This window comes from Pseudomonas kitaguniensis (assembly GCF_049199985.1).
Classification (GTDB): domain Bacteria; phylum Pseudomonadota; class Gammaproteobacteria; order Pseudomonadales; family Pseudomonadaceae; genus Aquipseudomonas; species Aquipseudomonas kitaguniensis.
The window spans coordinates 1-19,217 of the sequence record NZ_JBLZPT010000031.1 but is presented as its reverse complement, the minus strand read 5'-3'; the positions used below and the strand labels follow the sequence as shown (position 1 = coordinate 19,217).

Here is a 19,217-nt window from a genome sequence, read left to right as displayed (position 1 = left end):
ACCCAGGACGGAAATACACCTGCTCGTGCAGAACCTGTGTACGCAATAGATTGTGCGAGAGCTCATGAGGGGCAGCATCAGCACTGGAATGACGGCCGGGGATATACCGATAGTTATGTCAATATCCATAAAAAAAGGCGCCACTAGGGCGCCTAAGCCGTCTCCAAAACCAAAGGAGAAAAAAGAGACGGGGTGTATCTGGCAATCGGACGCTTGATGCCTACGGCCAGCGTCCGTTAAAGCATTTGCAGTGGATACTCGACAATCAGTCGGACCTCGTCCAAATCAGATTCGAAATCCGTGGCTCGTGTCGTTGCCTGGCGAACACGTAAAGACATGTCCTTCAGAGAACCTGACTGGATGACGTACTTAGCCTCGATGTCTCGTTCCCAACGCTTTTGATTCTGCAATGGGGCGCCATCCGCTCCACGACGCATGTACACGCTGTTCGCGTTGGAATAGTCCGCATCCCAACCCTTAGCGTAGCGGGTCATGAAGCTGAGACCGGGGATGCCGAAGGCCTGCATATCTAGATCGTAGCGCAGCTGCAAGGATTGCTCTTTCGGTGAGTTGAAATCGCTGTACTGAATAGAGTTATCCAAGAAAATTGAGTCGGATTGGCGAAGGTAGTCAAAGTCGTCGTTACCATTATTGCGCTGGTACCCAACGGTCACGACGTGCGCTCCGAATTTGACCCCGGTCTTGCCGCTCCAGATGTTGTTATCGAAGCTTCCCAGAAGTTTTTTACCCTCATCCACCGCTCGGTAGTAATTAAAACCACCGATTAGCGATACGCTATCTGAGAGCGGATAGCTCAATGTGGTGCCTGCGTAATACTGGTTCCACACATCCTTGAATTGGCTGGTGTAAAGACTCACACCTACGTGCTCATTGACTGTGTAATCGCCCCCTAGATAAGCGATCCACGGAGCATCTACCGCACCAGCGTAGAAAGTCGAAAAGCCGTCACGCATGCCACTGGAATTGGGTTGGCTCATCGCATGCAGCCGACCACCCTGAAGGGTAAGGTCTTTGATGCTGGTATTGGTAAACGTTGCACCACGAAAACTCTCAGGGAGGAGTCGGGAATCCCCATAGGCCACGACAGGCGTCGATGGAAATACGTCCCCTACCTTGACGACTGTATCCAGGAAACGCACTTTTGCGGCTCCGCCTACTTTTGAGTAGGAGTCTTCAGGTTGGCCTTTGCTATTGTGCGGCAAGACATCGACTGAGCTACGAGCTCCCGAGCGACCATCACCTGAATCGAGCTTGAGGCCTTCCATTGCAAACGCATCAATGCCGAAGCCTACTGTACCTTGAGTAAAGCCTGATTCGAATCGGCCAATGATGCCATGAGCCCATTCGGCTGAGTAACCATTGCCCGTGGGGCTTGACTGGCCCTTTCGATAATCACGATTGAGATAGAGATTCCGATTGAGAATACTAAAGGTGCTCCCCTCAATGAATCCTTCAGGTCTTTGCTCAACAGCCACTGCAACTTGCCCCATGCTCATGCTAAGGGCAATGAGAGAAAGACCATAAATGCTTTTATTGTTCATTTAACACTCCAGGCTTTAGCTTGGCAGAGTTTCTTTATGAAATTTTTTATAATTATAAAAAGCCACCAGCACGTGAGGATTTATCCTACGTGCCGGCAGACATAATTTCATACAATAGATAACTCCAGCGTGACCTGAAAATTACTTCTATGTCAGCGAACAGTAAGCAGGCTCAAAAAATACCGAACAACCTTGCGCAGTTAGGGCCAACGCTAACTAGCTTCCGTGAGGGCAGTTAGTACCCATAACCTTGTATTCCAGGGTGTTGAGCTTGCCCGCCGAATCTTCATAGGTCATGCGCGAAGGGGCTACGCCACAGGTTTTATTGGCTTGAGTGGTACTGATTACCTTTTGGACATCGAGGTTCATTCCATATTCATAATGAACAACTTCAGGTGTCGTCTTTCCGTTTTCTAAGGCGTACTGCTCCATCGCCTTCTGGTTCTCTTGCATCATTCGACCATAAACGCGGTCACCACCTCCTTCAGCCATGGCCAAAGAAGACATGGTCAAGATGGTAACGGCAAAAAAAACTTTTAGTGATTTCATGATTTTCTCCTAGTGTTCACTTACTTCTGACTAGAGGATAACCAGTGATGCCTTTCAGAAAGCTGCCGCGAATATTACATATGCGTAAGGTGTTCCACAGTACACGTGAGCTCGACTATTAGAAATTTAACTTATTGGCGGAGTAGGCTGAATACGTCAGATAAGGCATTAGGGACCAACTCGAGCTCCTCATGAAGCACCCAAGATTTTTATTAAAGATACATCTCCTCTATATCATTGACAGCTGCTTGGACTGCTCCAGATGGATGAGTCGTTTGAGCGCAGTAAGATGAGACGAAGAACGTGTTAAAAAAGCCTCATGGGCTGAGAATATTAGGGGCTACGTTGAGTACCGAAAACACCATCGCTAGGATAGCCTTTAACAGCCATAAGAAATCGTCCCAGTATTTTATCGCGGCTAGCAGCAAAGCACCGACGATTGGAAGCAGGGACAACCCCTTCAGCAACCGAAAGGTCCTGGTGAGGGTTCGGCCTTGCTTGTCGACTTGATCGATGGTGATCCTGAGCAGCCCCTGAAGTTTAGGGGGATATGTTTTTATCTTGTCCTTGAAATCATCGAAAATGACATTGAAGCTGTGTAGGAGGCGCTCCGTTTGCAGCATTTGGTTGTGAAGGATTGCAAGCAGAACCACAGAAACCACTGCCAACCCAAGGACAAGGATAAAACCTTCGAATCTTGAGGTTGTTTTCTCCAGCACGACCAAACCCGCTAGCGATATCGGCAGGGCGAGCATCTTGCCGGCGATGTCGCCCAGCACCCCGCTAAGCTTGGTGCCATAGTCGATTTCAGCTTGGGCCACCTCGCGCCGGGCCCGCTCAAACGAGAAGCTATAGACGTAGGTTTGCAGATTCGCGCGGTATGTGGCGAGGACCTCCCGCCACTCCCGCACGATCACCAAGAACAGATTGGGCTCGCTCTCAAACTTCTCTATGACGCTAGCCACCGCCATCCGAATCATTAATTTTCGTTCGGAGAGGTGTGCCTTATTTTCGTTTTTTCGATTGAGTATTTCTTCCAACAAGCTCAGGTGATTGAGCTCATAGTCAAGTACCTTGGCGTCAACCTGAGTAGGCAACAGAAATGTTCTCGGCGGCTTAGCCCCATCAGGAGGCAAGGCAAAGAAAAGATTAAAACCATCTTGGCTGCTGTCTTTGTCGACACCGATCGCTAGCAGTGCAAGCAGCTCGATCAACCGACATACGCGCCTGAGCGCCTTAATCGTCGGAGGTTCGGTGTCATCACTATCTGCCCAACAGAGCTCAACAATGTACACGTTGCTCGGAAATTGGCCCTTGCCCAATGAGCCATTGCGAGCGACAAACTCGCCTAGGTTCGCGTAGAAACGGCCAGACTCGTTCGATGGCAAGCGAAACTCAATATCGAGAGAGTCTGCTTCTTCAGAGCAATGCTCGAACTTGCCATAGGCTGCGGGCAGGCCATCGCACATTCGCAACGTACCGATAATGTCGGGCGTTGGCATCCCCTCATAGCGGATGACTCCGTCCTCAATGGGGGGCGCTCCAATGGCGCGGTAGAGAGCTACCACATTAGAAAACATTCTTAGCCGACCCTGGCCAGCAGTTCTTTCTCGATCACACCAACCAGTTCGGCAGTCAGATTGGACAGTGTCAAATTTTTCCGTCCCTCATCATAATAAACGTCTGCGGCCGGATCCTTACCTAACGCTCCACGCTCGAATTGCAACGACCAGTTAGCCGCGTCCCCCTTGATACGGGTCTTCTCTTTCAGCGATTTCGCATTGACCGTAAAGTCGTCTGGCACCTTATGTTTCTCACTATTCAAATAGTCTTTCAGTCCAACAATTTCATCCACTAAGTCAGCGGGTACGTGTGCGACAGCGACGTGGCAGATAGCGTCCAAGCGCGCAGACTTGCCTGCTGCCAACTGTTCCTCCAGATACTTGATAACCGCCTCTTTGGCCTTATAACCAAAGCCTTTTAACGTTTTGTTGTCGCGAAAAAACCGTGCAACGTTATCAATGGCATTTTTGGTAGCGCGTCCGGAAGCTACTCCTTTCGCGCATCCCAGTGCAGAGATGAAATAGTCGGATGCCTGACTATCACGGCCCCGGCTGATGAAGCACAGGTAGGTTGAATCCACTTCATCCTCCGCGTCATCCTCATCCTGCTCAGGCGCAGCAGCGGCCGCGGCAGCCATAGCCTTTATGGCCACGAAGCTCGCTAAATTGATCCTGGCGGCCTGCTGAACCTTGTTGAGATCGACCTCTTGAATTTCCTTGGGCACATAGTTCTCGTCCAGCTGTATACCGCCGCGTTCCTTCATGCTGGCGACCAGGAAAAAGTCGGTTGCACCTGCGGTGTACTGAGCGCAAAGGATGTGTCCACCGGTCGATAAGACTTGATTACCTGCTTGCTCCACCAACTGGTCCATTGCCAAGTGGGTCAAGTCGATAAATCGCGCTTCATCATCTTGTACTTCTACGAACGCGGTGAAGCGCTCTGGAAACGGTCCCTGACGGTCATCATCGGCAAACTGGCCGTAGACCACGCTGTTGCCTTCTTTGCCGATGAGGCCGTGGATACCATTGACCAGAAAATGCAACGCGGGATTTTCAGTATCGAGCGCCACATCCTTCTTGACCACCTCGGAGATAAAGCTGGTCTTGGCCAGCTTCTTGAAGCTGTGAATAATGGCAGTTTTCAGCGTAATCATAGGTCGAATTCCGTTCCGATAGTATCAATATGGAATCACTGAAAATAGCACCTTACCCAGCAAACTTCAGGGCTTATCTCGATATCAGATATCACCGAAGGGCTCCAATACCTACCGATCAGTAAGGCTGCACGAACCCAACAACTGTATATGTATACAGCATCATAATCTATGCCATTCATCAGCACGAGGAGCGGAGGGTTGAAGCGCGGATTGGCCGCCGCCAATAACCACGACATCAAATTTCGGATTTTGACTCACCACCATCCCCCCTACGTTTGCTGCGCATCGCTTGCGTGGGTTCAGACTTTACGGCCCAGATCATCAATTACGACCTGTCCGTCCTCTTTGACGAAACTGCCGCGCTGCTCTTGTGAAAGCAGGTCGAGGACAGCCTCTGACGGGCGACAAAGGCGCGCCCCTAAGGGTGTAACGACGATGGGACGATTGATCAGGATGGGATGAGTCATCATGGCGTCAATGAGCTGGTCATCTGCAAGTGACAGATCACCTAACCCAAGCACTTCGTACGGCGTGCCTTTGATACGGAGCAGTGCCCGCACCTCTATACCCATATCCTTGATCAGTCTGATTAGCGTTGTACGATCAGGTGGGGTTTTCAGATACTCAATTACCGTTGGCTCTTCACCGCTGTTGCGGATCAATGCCAAGGTATTACGGGAAGTGCCACATTCCGGGTTGTGATAAATCGTGATCTGACTCATATCGGATGTCTCGCTGTCGAGAGGCTCAAATGGATCGCTGGTTGACGCGTGTGGATAGCTCCTCAGCGGACTCTTTACGCTCGGAGTAACGACCAACCAGGTAATCCTGGCGATCACGCAACAGCAGCGTGAACTTCATTAGTTCTTCCATCACGTCGACCAGGCGGTCGTAGTACGAGGACGGCTTCATCCGGCCCGCCTCATCGAATTCGGTGAATGCCTTAGCTACTGAGGATTGATTTGGGATGGTGAACATCCGCATCCAACGCCCCAGTACCCGCAACTGATTAACTACGTTGAAGGACTGCGAGCCGCCGCAGACTTGCATCACCGCAAGGGTCTTTCCTTGTGTAGGTCGTACAGCACCTATCGCCAGTGGAACCCAATCAATTTGAGCCTTGAAAACCGCACTCATGGAGCCGTGTCGCTCAGGAGAGCACCACACCTGGCCTTCCGACCATTGCATCAGCTTGCGAAGCTCCGCGACTTTGGGGTGCGTCTCGGGTGCATCATCCGACAGCGGAAGGCCTGATGGGTCGAATATCTTTGTTTCAGCGCCAAACCGTTCCAGAAGACGGGCGGCCTCCTGGGTCACCAACCGGCTGAAGGATCGCTCTCGTGTCGATCCATACAAAAGAAGGATTCGAGGTTTATGGAGTGAAGACGTGCGAGGCGTCAGTTGCTCCAGGGTGGGAATGTCAAGCAGTTCGGCTTGGACATTCGGCAGCGTATCTTGCATACAAACTCCTAGGGATGCGCCAAGCAGGCACAACTTCCATTGCGCTTCAAAGCGAACCGATACGGTTCAGTTCTGCTTTGAGTTGGTCAGGGCTCATGGTTTTCAGCGGCAGCGCAAGAAACGCGCTCACCCGTTCGCGAATTTTGGCGAGAGTGGCTTCAAACGCTGTTGTGATCTCGATCTCCGACCCGATGGCTTCCGACGGATCGGCTAAACCCCAATGGGCCTTCAAGGCTGGCCCGAAAAAGATGGGGCATGCCTCACCCGCGGCCCGGTCACATACGGTTATCACGATGTCTGGTGGAGAGCGTTCGAAAGCATCCGAAGCTTTGCTGCTCAAGCCCGCCGTGGAAATGCCCGCAGCCTCCAGCGTTTGCAATGCCCGTTGGTTCACGCGGCCGCTGGGAAAGCTTCCTGAGCTGATCGCTTCCACACCCTCTGGCGCTAGGTCGTTGAACAGTGCCTCGGAGAGGATGCTGCGGCAGCTGTTGTGGGTACACATGAACAAGACTTTCATCAGTAGATTCCTTGATTCAGAAGCTGAGGCGCAATGCCAAGGCACAGAGGGTGGCGATAAGGATGGGCAAGGTCAGCACGATCCCGGTCTTGAAGTAGTAACCCCAACTGATCGTGATGTCCTTTTTGGCCAGCACGTGAAGCCACAAGAGCGTGGCCAGGCTACCGATGGGGGTGATTTTCGGCCCCAGGTCGCAGCCAATGATGTTGGCGTACACCATTGCTTGATGGATGACGCCATCGACTTCGGCAGCATGAATGGACAAGGCACCGATCAGGACGGTGGGCATGTTGTTCATGATTGAAGACAGAAAGGCTGTGAGCAGCCCCGTACCCAAGGACGCGCCCCAGACACCGTAGTCGGCAAATACATTCAGGATCTGGGCGATATGGTTGGTCAAACCGGCGTTCTTGAGGCCGTAGACGACCAGATACATGCCCAGGGAAAAGATCACCACCTGCCATGGCGCGCCCTTGAGCACCTTGCCGGTGTCGATGGCGTGTCCACGGGCCGCGATGACGTAAAGAATGAATGCGCAGGCAGCCGCAATGGCACTGATCGGCACGCCCAGAGGCTCGACGACAAAGAAACCGACCAGCAGCAGAGCTAGAACCCACCAGCCTGCTATGAACGTCGGGCGATCACGTATCGCCTCTTTAGGATGATGCAACTGAGCAAGTTCGTAAGTCTTGGGCAATTCCTTGCGGAAGAACCACATCAGCATCACCAGCGTAGCCGCAACGCTGACCAGATTCACCGGCACCATGACGGATGCGTATTCGCTGAACCCAATCTTGAAGTAATCCGCAGAGACAATGTTGACCAGATTCGAAACTACCAGAGGCAAACTCGCGGTATCAGCGATAAAACCGGCCGCCATGACGAATGCGAGGGTGGCAGCGGGCGAAAAGCGCAATGCAAATAGCATTGCGATCACGATGGGCGTGAGAATCAATGCCGCACCATCATTAGCAAATAATGCTGATACCGCAGCACCCAGTAGGATGATGAAAGCAAATAGCTTACGAGTGCTGCCTCCGCCCCAGCGTGCGACATGCAATGCTGCCCATTCGAAAAAGCCGGCTTCATCGAGCAGAAGACTGATGATAATCACCGCGATGAACGTTGCGGTGGCATTCCAAACGATGTGCCACACCTCGGGGATATCCCCAAGAGTGACCACTCCAGTCAAGAGCGCGAGTACAGCGCCAAAGGTTGCACTCCAGCCAACACCCAGCCCTTTGGGCTGCCAGATCACCAGGACGATGGTGGCAATAAAGATCAGTACGGCAATCAACATTTCAATCACTCGATTTGGAAGCAGATCAGCCACATACGAGCTGGTTGATAGGACGAGCATTCATGTCGCTTAGCCGTTTGGCTTCGGTATCTAGCCAATCCTGATTCGCATCCACGACGTCCTTCAGAATTGCACTCACCCAACTAGGAAGGCCGGGATTCAGGCGGTAGTAAACCCACTGGCCTTGACGACGATCCATCAGCAGTCCCGCTGAACGAAGCAGCGCCAAGTGGCGAGAAATCTTGGGCTGGCTCTGGTCGAGCGCAGCGGTAAGCTCGCATACGCACAGCTCTCCTTCGCTCACGATGAGCAGTGTGATTTTGGTTCGAGTGTCATCTGCCAAGCACTTGAATAGTGCCGTGGGATTCATGGGCTCTGTCATAGATCCTCCAAGTGTTTTGTCTTGACCAAGACGAAGAGCTTAATGCGCTCATGGATGTCATGAAGTGTGTGGCGAAACGCGTCGGGATGATCGCTGGTGACCGGATCTGCGAAATCCCAAGTGATGACTTCGCCAGCGACGGGCATCCATGCACATTCCCGTGCGGACTTGTCACACAGCGTGATGACGTAATCGAATTTTTCGTCGCGAAGCTCATCAATGGATTTGCTATGCAGTCCGGATGCATCTACGTCGACATTGGCCAGAGCAGCTACAGTACGCGGGTCGACGCTGGTTGGCTCCAAGCCCGCACTGTAAGCGGCAAAACGCGGATCTGTGTGCCGAAGCAATGCTTCTGCTAAATGGGAGCGGGCAGAGTTGGCAACGCAGATGAAAAGCACTTTGATTGGGGCAGACATGGCAACCTCGACACATACGTTGAATCGAATATATGATTTATCGCATATTCGGTAAAGCGTATATTTTTGCGTCGCCGGTCACCAGCGGGTAAGGGCAGCGCTCGTCAGATCGTCGGACGACTTTTCGTCGGAAGACGAGCTGATCACAACGCAAATCAGCTGTAACCAGTACAGCAAGTTCAACAGCAGCATTGGGCCGAATTTTCCAACACTAAGAGGTACCAGGATTGGGCCACAAAGCTCACTTGCTGAATTCTTTTTTGGCTGTTGGGCACAACATGCTAGTGCGACAGATTTCCTGTCGTCAACCAGCGCAGGCTTGTTGACGGTCAGCATCCCCAAGATTATTGTTGCAGCTAACAACGAATTTGTGACGATTATGCCGAAGCGGAAAAAAGACCAGTTGTCCCAGGATGCCGAGGATCTGTACGAGGCGTTGAATCAGCTCGTCCGTGTCTACCAGTTTCGAGATAGAGATCGGATTTGCTGCTACGACGTTTCAGTCACCCAGTGCTACGCGGTCGAAACGCTGGTCAAGAAAGGAGCCATGCGGCTTCAGGTCTTGGCTGAAGAGATGTTTTTAGACAAAAGCACGGCAAGCCGCGTAATCGATGCGCTCGAACGCAAGGGGTATGTGTCACGCGCTGAGGATAACGAAGACCGCCGTGCCGTGAAGATCCAGGCCACGGACGCGGGCAGGGAACTCTACGAAAAAATCAGGGGCGATCTCATTGCCGAAGAGATAACAATGATCGAGAACCTTTCAGCCGAAGCCAGGCAAGGAGCATTAACCTTGCTCAGGCAGATTACACGAGCTACCGAAAAACGCTGCGGCCTCACAAATGAGCGTGGCTCAGATCCAACGCAAGCCTATTGAATCTCCATTTTTTGATTCAAATGTTGTTACTACCAACATAATGGAACCCGATCATGCGTATCCGTCCTGCTGAGCCAGTTGATGCAACCTCGATAGCCACTATTTATAACCAAGGGATTGCGGAACGAAGTTCCACGTTCGAGACCACTCCGCGTAACCCTGATGACATGCTAGAGCGACTTGAGGCTCATGATCGTTATCCCGTTCTGGTGATGCTTGATGAGCACGATAAGGTCATCGGATGGGCGAGCCTTAGTGACTACCGCAATCGCGCGTGCTATGACGGCATCGCTGACTTTTCGATTTACATGAGCCGTGAGGTGCGAGGCCAGGGGCTGGGTAAGAATCTCCTTCAGGCGCTGCTTAAAGAGGCAGAAGCTCGCGGATTTTGGAAAGTCCTTTCTCGCGTGTTCACCTCTAACCGCGCCAGTCTCGCCCTGTGCGAAGCTTGCGGATTCCGCCAAGTCGGGGTTTACGAGAAACATGCATGCCTTGACGGTCGTTGGATCGACTGCGCAATTGTCGAGCGACTCATTCCTACGAATCAAATGCCGTGGCTAACACCAATGGCTGCAACCAAGACTGAATCAAATGGATTAAGCGGCTGTTAGGGTTCTCTATCACACTTAAAACCTTGTCAGTCAGGCTACGTACAGCGAAACAATCAATCACGGCCTAACTGGTCAAGTCGAATGCAAATATGTGGTCAAGTCTATGTAATTACGCAGCCCACTGGAGTGGATTGCGCTAGCGACGTAATTCCCCTGCTCATGCTTGAATCGACGTTGAGATAGATACCGATGTCTGCGGACATTGAATACGCGAAATCGACGTATGCGGTATAAGCCCGTGTCTGCGGAAGTCGCTGATATCGTTGCACGTCCAATGCCCGATCAATACGCAATAGGCGTCGGTATTAATAGTGACATCCAACGCGCAGCAATAAGCCTCAGAAATCACCGGATCCAGAGCAACTGCGCCACGCCATAAAAATATCTACTGGAGCTTTGAATTGGACGCGATCATCTCCATGTATGCATTGCCACCCATGGGAATATCATAACCTGGTGGCCCTTCCCATTGCCGCGAGACACCGGTATTTCTAAGCATAACGTCAACCTTAATGCCGTCCTTAACCATGCTGTCTAAATCCCACTCGAAGTGATTTATGAGAGCCTGGCAGGCCACATGAGGCACTGTTGTCAATAATCTCAAGCTGGAGTTGTTTGGGGGTAACTTAAGCCTCGCGATCTCCGACATCGTCCATATAAATCTCCGTAACCTAAAATGCCAAAGAGACTCAAGATGAAGTTCAAGTTGAGCTGACAGCAATGGGAAAGACTTACGAGTCGCACGCTCCCTACTTACTTTTCGCGGCAAAATTGCAAGCATGTTACTGATATTTACTCGCACCTGTTTTTGGGTGATGCGGTACAAGTTCTCAACGCCCTCTATAAGAATAGTTGCGTATTTTTCGTCCTCATCGTTTACCACCGGCTCAACACTACTCTTCTGCATTAAGTTCCCTGTAATTTTACTCAACAACCAGTCCTTATCGTTTTCGTTGAGCCAACGGGTTACTTGATAAGCACTTACCCAAAGATAGTCCATACCAATGCCTGGCTTCACTTCAAGTAGCATTGAGATTTTTTCTCGATAAGCCTTTTTCTTATGTTCTGGCAAAGTTTTCTCTTTAAGACGGACCGTCGGGTTTGCCGAGCTAGCAAGTAGAGACTCTTCTGCCAAGCATTTCTCAAACTTTTCTGCACATCCAAAAAGATGGAGAGATATTAAAAGATGCCTTGCCAACGGCATATCAATTTGACCTCTTGTTGTCGATAGCCTAATCCATTGACTTCGAATTCCAGCTGCGTATGCCAAATCAATTTTCGAAATAATTTCATCGCTGAACTTATCACGAATACTGCTAAATAATTTAGCTGTGCCAATTAGGTTCCCATGAACAAACCCTTGCTTCTTTGCTTGACGCCGATAACAAGCAGCCAAAACCGTATAATCTATCGATGGCAGATTGCGTTGCAGAATATCATTTACAAAAACTGCAAACTCGCGCTCTTCATTTGAGGCGGGTGAGCGGTTCGCAGGTTTAACAGCGTTCCACCCGCAAGCACAATCATCGGTCAACCCCGGTAACAATCGGTTTTTACGATAGAAAGGGTGAGAGCAATTAGGGCAAGATTGAAGAAGTTCTTCACCGTGTCGCCAGCACGCTGTAACGCCCGGTACATGATGAGCTCGGTGCCAATATGCGTAGCCACACTCTATGAGGTCGGCCTGCACACAGGCCAAGCAAATTTTAGCTCTGCTATTCCTCGTACCTTCTCTCCTAGGCACTCGAGCGACATCAGATAAAACCTTGTCTAATTCCCTAGAGGGTTCTTTTGATAGTCCTATAAAAGGTTTGTAGGCTGGGAACGTAGTGTTAATCTCAAGCAACTCAGCCAAGTTGCTTTCTTTAACTCCCGGCAATCGAGAAGCAAGGTTTTCTAATTGCTTTGGTATGATAGATAGTTGGAATGGTGCAACGCCAAAAAGATCACGAAAAGTTTCTGCCTCGGTTTTGTTTCCGGACAAAAAATGGTATCTCGTAATACGAGATAATAGTGTCTCGTCTGGCATTGACATTGGAAAAAACAGAATACTGGACATGAGTAGCCGACTTTCTAGCGTGGGTTCTGGTAGGACGCGAGTCCTGTGGATGGTGTTCTTTTATCACATACCGCCGTGTACCCGGGTAAGGATTTTTGAAGATGAACGCCATACAGTAGCGAACAGCCAGCAACTATTTTATAAGAAAACAGCCGTTTTCACGCCATAGTCAAAATGCGATACACCACACATATAAATACGTTAACTGCACGCCTCGTCAAAATTCACACATCGAATCTACGTACAGCTCAAATATGGAGGCTTGTGTCGACGGCGTTACAGAGCAATATTCATACGCGGATCAGGGTGCATTCACTCATATTTGGAATTTTCTGAGACACGCTGTTCGATACAGCGCTGATTGAGTAATTGGTTTGCCGTCAAGTTTTAGCTTCCACTCGGCCCAGCTCAGGCGCCGCCGATGGAATGCATCAAGGGTTTCGCATTCGGCTGCCAGTGCAACCGCACAGTGCGGCAGCTTGTTGAGCTGCTTTTCAAACCTAGATAACACATGAAGCTCTCTGCCTATTTTTGTCCGAGAGATACGGACAGGTTTACCTGGAAGCGCTCGTAACATTTCAGCGCATTGAACCACTTCGTTGGCAAGGTTGAGGTCCAGGTCTTTGAATCTTTCTGCTTGCTGTCCGCGCAGTCTGTGGGCTTTACCTGGCTGTTGTGTACGCTCGGACAGCCATTGCCGATCGTTTCGATGAAGCCACACATAATCTCGACACTCATGAGCTAGGTGAGCTCTGTAATCCCCCTCAAATCGATTCCTCCTATCACCCAGCTGTTTCGAAAGCCTCGCCTCTTTCCATCGGTCAGGTCCATCGGAAATCGCGCGTATCATTCGGTAGACGCATGTAACCGAGTTCCTTGTTACTGACGCCATGGTCTTCGCGTCAGCCCCCGAGAGCGCCAGCCTCCAGATCGTTTCAGATGCCTCACTCATATACTCATTGGTGCTTGAGCGACTGGTTGGAGATCCGTTGGCAGCTTGTTCACCAGGTGTTTCGGTATTGGCTGTTCGATTCAACGACTCGGTAATAGGCGCGTTCTGCCGAAGTATCCTTTCCATGTCGACCTTCAGCGCGCAGGCCAGCAGGATGAACTTCAGCGGATGATGGGTGCCCCTCGGCTTACGCAAAAGCTTCACAACCCAGGCCGCCGGTATATCCGCAGACGATTTGCTCAGTATCGAGTACTCCCCTGAGGAGGGGAGAACCTCAAAGAACGCAGACATGTGCCGCGCCAATCTACCTAAGTGCAGCCGACCAGTGTCGGAAGCCATTTCCAAGGCGGTAGCACCATCCAAAAACACCGAGCGAATCGCATCAGGACATAAAGGAGGAACATCGACCTCAAGCACCTGCATCGAACGCTGCGCTATTTCGTGCAGAGCACTTTGTAGATTTTGAGGGATGTCTAACGGAATGGAGTGAGACTGAACGTCCTCATCGTCCGGCAAGTGCATTCTTCGAGAATTTCGACTCAACCAGCGGTAATCAAGGTACTTCAACGGGGTTCCATGGTGGGGACAGATCAAAACGCCTGGCAGCTGATGCACACGGTGCCAGTACGCTGCTCCCATACGGGCTCTATCCTGTTCGATACAGTCGAAGCAAAATCGGACTCTCGAAGCGAACTCGAGTCGACTCGCGATCAACCCCAACCTGAGCATCAACCCCTTTCCGTTTCCCGCCATCAAGATATGAGCGTCGTCCACCTGTTGCTGGGTCAAAAATGGTTCGTAGTAGGGCAGCTGCGTATGACGCTTTATAACTGCGGCTAGCGATAAGCCTGTGTCATAAGGCAGCGCCTCGGCAAGCTCGGCTAGTCGACATGGAAAAGCCACGTTCTGCGAGAAGAAGTTCGCGGACTGCGCTCCATCGAAAACGGCTCCACAGCTACGTACGCCACAGAGCCGGGCGTATCTTGAAAGGACGCTGTGAAGCGTCTCATCGGGAAAAACAGCCGGAAAGAAATGGAATTTAAGCGCCATTTCGTCACCCTTTATTCACCCCCTCCGATACAAAGGAGAGAACTCGAATAGATCACTGTTTATCCAACCGGCGCTCTTCAGCGCCTCAATGGAGTCTTCACTTTCACTTAGCGCCTGTGCCTCTGAGGTCTCAACCGCCACCGCCGCAGGTGACTGCGATTTGACTTGGTTAACGGCCGCCACATTAGGTTTGGTAGCACTATTGTCGCTGCGACTGATGACACTGCGCAGCAACGCCAGTCGCTCCGGCCGAGCCACACCATCGAGCGCCATCATGTCGCTTAGTTGGTCTTCAATCGGAAGCAAATCATCGAACTGCCGCATCCGTTTCGGATCTCGGCTTCGCAGAGCGGACAAAGCTGGCTTCAATATCTGCATCTTGGTGTTGCTCACCAACGCAATTGTCTCGGCGGTAACGCATTCCGAACCACTCTGGATCGCATACCTTTGACTGAGCACCAAAAGCTTCACCAAAAAGTCGGTGACCCCTTGTGTATGCTCATACAGCGCATCAAACACATCCTCTGTCAGTTCGACCGGCTGCTGGTACCACTGATAGCTCCAGAGGTTTTCAACAAGCATGCGCCACTCGTCATCGTCCTTCTCAAAACGTTTAAATTCGAGTACCCCGACGCCGCAGCAACGCCTTGCGTTGCGCATGACGTCAGAAAATAGGCTGATCATCGAATTGGTCCCGATGAACACCACAGGAATGCCGATGTTGTTCACTAGATGGAGGAAGAAATTCAGCATGTTGTCCTTGCCCCCAGTTTTTGCAAGGTGCAGGTTCTGAAGTTCGTCGATCAGCAAAGCTCCGATGAAAAATGTACTCGCAACCTGTTCCATTTGTTGCAACGAGTCATTGATGTTCCGAGCCCGATACCGCTTGTAGTAATCCTCATCACCTAAAGCTCGCCCGACCGCATAGAAAAATTGCTGACAGAAGCCTGCCAGCGACCCATCTCGGGGACAGTCAAGCTTGAGCCAGGTGATCTGGGTATGAACGAACTGCTTTCCTTCATAACGCTCGTGGCGAATCGTTTGAGGGTAGAGACTCAAAATGGCTTCGAGTGCGGTGGACTTTCCAATGCCACTAAGGCCAACCAGACTGAACGTTTCGGCAGTGGACTTGAATCCATCGTGGTAGCGCTGTGCGCCCGAAAGTGAGTGAAGATGTCTGACAGTGTCTGGAGAGGTCGGGTTGCGTCCGACGTACCCACGTCGTACCAGCAATGAAAATACGGACTCCAGATCCATGTGGACCAACAAAGGCTGGACCACCGTTCTCAACCGGTCGATGCAGTGAACCCGAGTCGATCGGTCGAGGGTCAGCTCTTCTGGATCAACAGGACGGGGGAAGTTCGAGATTAGTTGCATTGCCACCTCTTCTGAGAAGATCGGTGGCAGCGCTTCGATGAGTGGATTTCCCGCGTAGTCCGCTATCGCCTGCTTCGTGTAGCTTGCGAAAACTTGGGCGCCTTTCATGAGTTTTGTCCTGGGCGGAGGCGTTTGAGCATATCGATAACCTGAGCGCTGCGAGGACCGGCAAAGTTTTCTGAGCGATCTTGGGAGATCTCTGTCTTGAGCACAGGCGATTCAATCCTCACACCCTCTGGCACATGGGCGGTCTCACGCTCCTTGAGGCGCTCAACGGCGCGATTCTCACGAATATTTCCAATCATCTCAGCTTTGGTCGCAGGCGCTGGCTCATCATTTCGCTCAGCGATCGCACCGCTGACGACTTGATTAACTTCCTCTAGAAGCGAAATCCGACTCTCCAACTCAGCGCGTTTATGAGTCGGTGGAGTCTGGCGGTAAGCTTCGAGCAGGTCGAAAATCTCATCGGACCGATAACCAGCATACTTGCTATCAGACTTAAGCAAATCGCAACGGATAAACTGTTTGGTGTCTCCCCGGATCCAAATATGTGCTGAGGAATTTGGGTCATACCAACACTCTATCGACCAAACCCCGCGGCTACGGGCTTTCGCAAACCAGTTGTTCTCGATCGCCACATCACAGACATAATGCATTCCTCGGAATAGCACACCACCCTTTTGGACCGTTGCTTGCTCACGCGGAAGCAAATGGAGATAGACCAGTTCATCGGGATGATTGTTTGGTTCGACATGGCCATTTTCCAATGCCCAAGTCCAAATACCTACCGGCGTCGGATCGACACCGTCGTTCATCATCTCTTGAGTGAGCCTGTCGGGCTGCCGGTTGAAGCGGTTATAGTGAAGGACGCACTGGATGATGATCTTAGTGAACTCTTTCATGCTCAGCGTCGCGTCAAGTCGGTAATCTCGCTCCCCACGCTCCTTCTCCCTAGCCGCTACGCCACCAGGAAGCCACCTGATGCCAGTCAGGTTGTTCAGGATACCGAACCGGCTCTCAACCATCGACTTCCAGTCAGGGCGGTAGGGCGGAGCAATTCCCAGCTCGATATTCAGGCCAGTGGCAAGACCTTCAGCTGCTTTCCCCAACATCTCGCCTCGATCAGCGTAGATGTGATGTGGGAGGTGATGACAGTCCCATTCCTCTGAATCGATTGTGACCCCATTGGTAGCGCAAAACTCAACCTTCGAAGTGAAAGCGTTGAAAAGCGCTTGCCTGGCTCCGTTCCAACTCGGGCCCTCTAATCCGATGTAGAGACCGACGATCATGCCGGAAAAGCTATCAATGACGACGTACACAACCGGCCGTCCAATGAGCATTCGCCTGGAGTATCCATTCACGAGATAAATGTCCGCAATGGTGGCATCGATCTCAAACTGATGGCAGGGGCCACGAAGCCAGTCACGGACGGTTCCAGAAAGGGGGCGGCAATCTTTTAGCCACTTACGCATTCCCTTACGGCCACGTTCAGTTTCAACCTCGTCGAAATATTGCTTTCCCCAATAATCGAACTGTCTAAAGGAAGGAATTTCCGATTCGGGTAGCAAACGACCGCCTGATTCTGGATTTTTCGACAGGTCTTTCGCGGTATAGAACCTCCTGAGCATCTCAACATAGGCGTTGGTTATCGTAGAAGTCTTATCCCCGACAAATAACGAGTAGCCGATACGGATACAGCGCTTATCCACGGCATCGATAACCTTGGTCGGTGAAACGGCAATACCTTGATACCTTGGCTTCCTACCTGGGGGCTTTGCGGGATCATACTTGCGCTCAGGAACTCCGACGCTCGCATAGTTTTTCAAGAGCGCATTTCGAACTTGGCCATTGATCCAGTAACGGTACAGAAGTCGATAGATGCTCTTGCGCTGTATACCGAGCTCAACAGCTCTAGCGCCGACCATTTGACCCATCTCACCAGGAGCGAATATCTGACCTGGATAATCTGAGTCGATCAGGGGTGCGATGATGTTCCACTTTTCATCCCTTTCCCGCTTCTTTTTCTCATCCAAGTCATCCTCTAACACTAAGAGAAACTCAGGCGTAACGACCTTGGCTAGCTTCGTATCACCTGCAATGACGGATCCGCGAAGCTCCTCCAGGCCTAAACCAATCGGTTGGCGGGGCGGATCCGTTAATTGGATCAAAACGACCGCATCGTATCGCTCATTGAGGTACAATACCCTAACGAAGCCCGGCACGACGGAAAACTCAGTAAGCGGTTCGAAACAATCATTGACTTGGACTTTCATGATAGGCCCTCCGCCGTCAGTGAAATTTTCATTGGTTTCTCAATGATTTCAAATGTTGGTAGTGGTGCAGTCATTTGAATGGGAGTACCAACCAAATCTACCTTGATCGACTTAGCCCATATCAGGTGATGATATAAAGCCCGAGAGTCTTGATAGGAGATAAATAAACGTGCGGCAATCTTTCGCAGAGATTCAGCAGTACTCCACGGGTAGGGACGACAGCTCGCTAAGTGCCCCAGAAAATCTGTGTGTAATGATGGCTCTGCCAAGGCGCGCGGCAGTTGAGCGAACTTCCTGAGTAAGCCTAAATTCTTGATCAAATCGGGGCTGAACATTTCTTCAGTGACAATAGCCCAGTCAACGTGTTGGCCAGCCCAGAATCGCTTTTCGATCTCAAATTTTTCCAACGTTCTCCTGGCTTGTTTGCCTTCGAGGTCGCCGCGGTATTTGATTGTTCTGGCTACAGACTTAAAGCTGCCGTCGGGCTTTTTTATCGTTAATAAAAAATCCGTGGTCATAACGTAAGGAAGCACTGTCTTCGGATACTTTGGGTATCGCACTCCCATAGAGCTCGCGATTGCTTGAGCACTTTCTCGCGGTAGCAATGGATACTGCTCGCGTATATCCACAACATTTTCCGAAAATTCACATACCAAAAAATAGGCGCGTTCTAGGTCAGAAAAGAGGTGGTGGAGACGATCGATCTTCACACCTTGGATCTTGTGGGAGCGTCCTCTGGAGGGCACATCTTGGACGCGCAGCCACGGCAGATAACTGGCACCAGCTCCGCTACCGAATCCATTCGAAATATGCCGCTGAATATCTGTCTCAGACGAAAACCTACGACCGCGCAATGCTACCTCCTTCGTCCGCCGGGACCGCCTCTCCTCGCCCTGAAAAATAGTTATAGGAAAAAATCGCCCACCACCTGTTCATGGTACAGCCCTCTTTAGCCTACTCCCGGAGCGGAACGAAGCGGAGAATCTAGACCGATGGCTCAGCCCAAAAATGGAAACCCCCGTAGATACGGGGGTTTCGGCCTTGTGTCAATCTATGTTGTGTCGTGTCAATCTTTATTGTTTTGTGTCAATCTTTATTGTTAGAAACCA

General features: G+C 51.1%; 17 protein-coding genes and 1 pseudogene. 2 read left to right on the top strand and 16 right to left on the bottom strand.

The genetic code is table 11. From position 1 onward, the window contains the following. Window positions 1-236: 236 nt before the first annotated feature. The 10 genes from ACOZK9_RS24930 to ACOZK9_RS24885 form a co-directional block, all read right to left on the bottom strand. Complete coding sequence (locus ACOZK9_RS24930) at window positions 237-1,562, bottom strand: OprD family porin (RefSeq protein ID WP_034139900.1); 1,326 nt, start codon at window positions 1,560-1,562, stop codon at window positions 237-239. A gap of 216 nt (window positions 1,563-1,778) precedes the next feature. Continuing rightward, entirely contained in the window at window positions 1,779-2,111 is a 333-nt protein-coding gene (locus ACOZK9_RS24925; RefSeq protein ID WP_033902856.1) for a DUF2790 domain-containing protein, read from the bottom strand. Between the two features lie 317 nt (window positions 2,112-2,428). Beyond that, window positions 2,429-3,691, bottom strand: a complete 1,263-nt coding sequence (locus ACOZK9_RS24920) for a hypothetical protein (protein ID WP_017341663.1) — start codon at window positions 3,689-3,691, stop codon at window positions 2,429-2,431. 2 nt (window positions 3,692-3,693) lie between these two features. Beyond that, window positions 3,694-4,827, bottom strand: a complete 1,134-nt coding sequence (locus ACOZK9_RS24915; RefSeq protein WP_032901562.1) for a nucleoid-associated protein — start codon at window positions 4,825-4,827, stop codon at window positions 3,694-3,696. 302 nt (window positions 4,828-5,129) lie between these two features. Then, the gene (gene arsC / locus ACOZK9_RS24910) at window positions 5,130-5,552 is read right to left on the bottom strand and encodes an arsenate reductase (glutaredoxin) (RefSeq protein WP_032901560.1); all 423 of its coding nucleotides are present in this window, start codon (window positions 5,550-5,552) and stop codon (window positions 5,130-5,132) included. Window positions 5,553-5,577: 25 nt separating this feature from the next. After that, entirely contained in the window at window positions 5,578-6,291 is a 714-nt protein-coding gene (arsH, locus tag ACOZK9_RS24905) for an arsenical resistance protein ArsH (protein ID WP_421556812.1), read from the bottom strand. Window positions 6,292-6,337: 46 nt separating this feature from the next. After that, window positions 6,338-6,808 (bottom strand): arsenate reductase ArsC, encoded by a 471-nt coding sequence (locus tag ACOZK9_RS24900; protein ID WP_032901558.1) that lies wholly within the window; start codon window positions 6,806-6,808, stop codon window positions 6,338-6,340. Window positions 6,809-6,824: 16 nt separating this feature from the next. Further along, window positions 6,825-8,108, bottom strand: a complete 1,284-nt coding sequence (locus ACOZK9_RS24895) for an arsenic transporter (RefSeq protein ID WP_032901557.1) — start codon at window positions 8,106-8,108, stop codon at window positions 6,825-6,827. A 25-nt stretch (window positions 8,109-8,133) separates the two neighbouring features. Further along, entirely contained in the window at window positions 8,134-8,490 is a 357-nt protein-coding gene (locus ACOZK9_RS24890) for a metalloregulator ArsR/SmtB family transcription factor (RefSeq protein WP_032901556.1), read from the bottom strand. After that, complete coding sequence (locus tag ACOZK9_RS24885; protein WP_080761505.1) at window positions 8,487-8,909, bottom strand: arsenate reductase ArsC; 423 nt, start codon at window positions 8,907-8,909, stop codon at window positions 8,487-8,489. Before ACOZK9_RS24885 ends, ACOZK9_RS24890 begins: the two co-directional genes overlap by 4 nt. A 379-nt stretch (window positions 8,910-9,288) precedes the next feature. On the opposite strand from ACOZK9_RS24885, the gene ACOZK9_RS24880 reads away from it, so the two are divergent. Then, window positions 9,289-9,786 carry a MarR family winged helix-turn-helix transcriptional regulator gene (locus ACOZK9_RS24880; protein ID WP_032901576.1) on the top strand — a complete coding sequence of 166 codons (498 nt, stop codon included), beginning with the start codon at window positions 9,289-9,291 and terminating at the stop codon, window positions 9,784-9,786. A 53-nt stretch (window positions 9,787-9,839) separates the two neighbouring features. After that, window positions 9,840-10,397 carry an arsinothricin resistance N-acetyltransferase ArsN1 family A gene (locus ACOZK9_RS24875; protein ID WP_019334872.1) on the top strand — a complete coding sequence of 186 codons (558 nt, stop codon included), beginning with the start codon at window positions 9,840-9,842 and terminating at the stop codon, window positions 10,395-10,397. Between the two features lie 385 nt (window positions 10,398-10,782). On the opposite strand, the gene ACOZK9_RS24870 is transcribed toward ACOZK9_RS24875, so the two are convergent. From ACOZK9_RS24870 to ACOZK9_RS24845, 6 genes and pseudogenes are all read right to left on the bottom strand, one after another. Further along, window positions 10,783-12,456, bottom strand: a complete 1,674-nt coding sequence (locus ACOZK9_RS24870; protein WP_080761506.1) for a TniQ family protein — start codon at window positions 12,454-12,456, stop codon at window positions 10,783-10,785. A 316-nt stretch (window positions 12,457-12,772) separates the two neighbouring features. Beyond that, entirely contained in the window at window positions 12,773-13,975 is a 1,203-nt protein-coding gene (locus tag ACOZK9_RS24865) for a TnsD family Tn7-like transposition protein (RefSeq protein ID WP_229999804.1), read from the bottom strand. A gap of 9 nt (window positions 13,976-13,984) precedes the next feature. Beyond that, window positions 13,985-14,458: pseudogene (locus ACOZK9_RS24860) on the bottom strand (TniQ family protein); the annotation flags it as partial. A 15-nt stretch (window positions 14,459-14,473) separates the two neighbouring features. Beyond that, entirely contained in the window at window positions 14,474-15,943 is a 1,470-nt protein-coding gene (locus ACOZK9_RS24855; RefSeq protein WP_034139926.1) for an ATP-binding protein, read from the bottom strand. Then, a complete protein-coding gene (locus ACOZK9_RS24850) occupies window positions 15,940-18,108 on the bottom strand; it encodes a Mu transposase C-terminal domain-containing protein (protein ID WP_421556811.1) in 2,169 nt (722 codons plus the stop codon). Before ACOZK9_RS24850 ends, ACOZK9_RS24855 begins: the two co-directional genes overlap by 4 nt. After that, a complete protein-coding gene (locus ACOZK9_RS24845) occupies window positions 18,105-18,962 on the bottom strand; it encodes a TnsA endonuclease N-terminal domain-containing protein (RefSeq protein ID WP_034139928.1) in 858 nt (285 codons plus the stop codon). Before ACOZK9_RS24845 ends, ACOZK9_RS24850 begins: the two co-directional genes overlap by 4 nt. Window positions 18,963-19,217 lie beyond the last annotated feature (255 nt).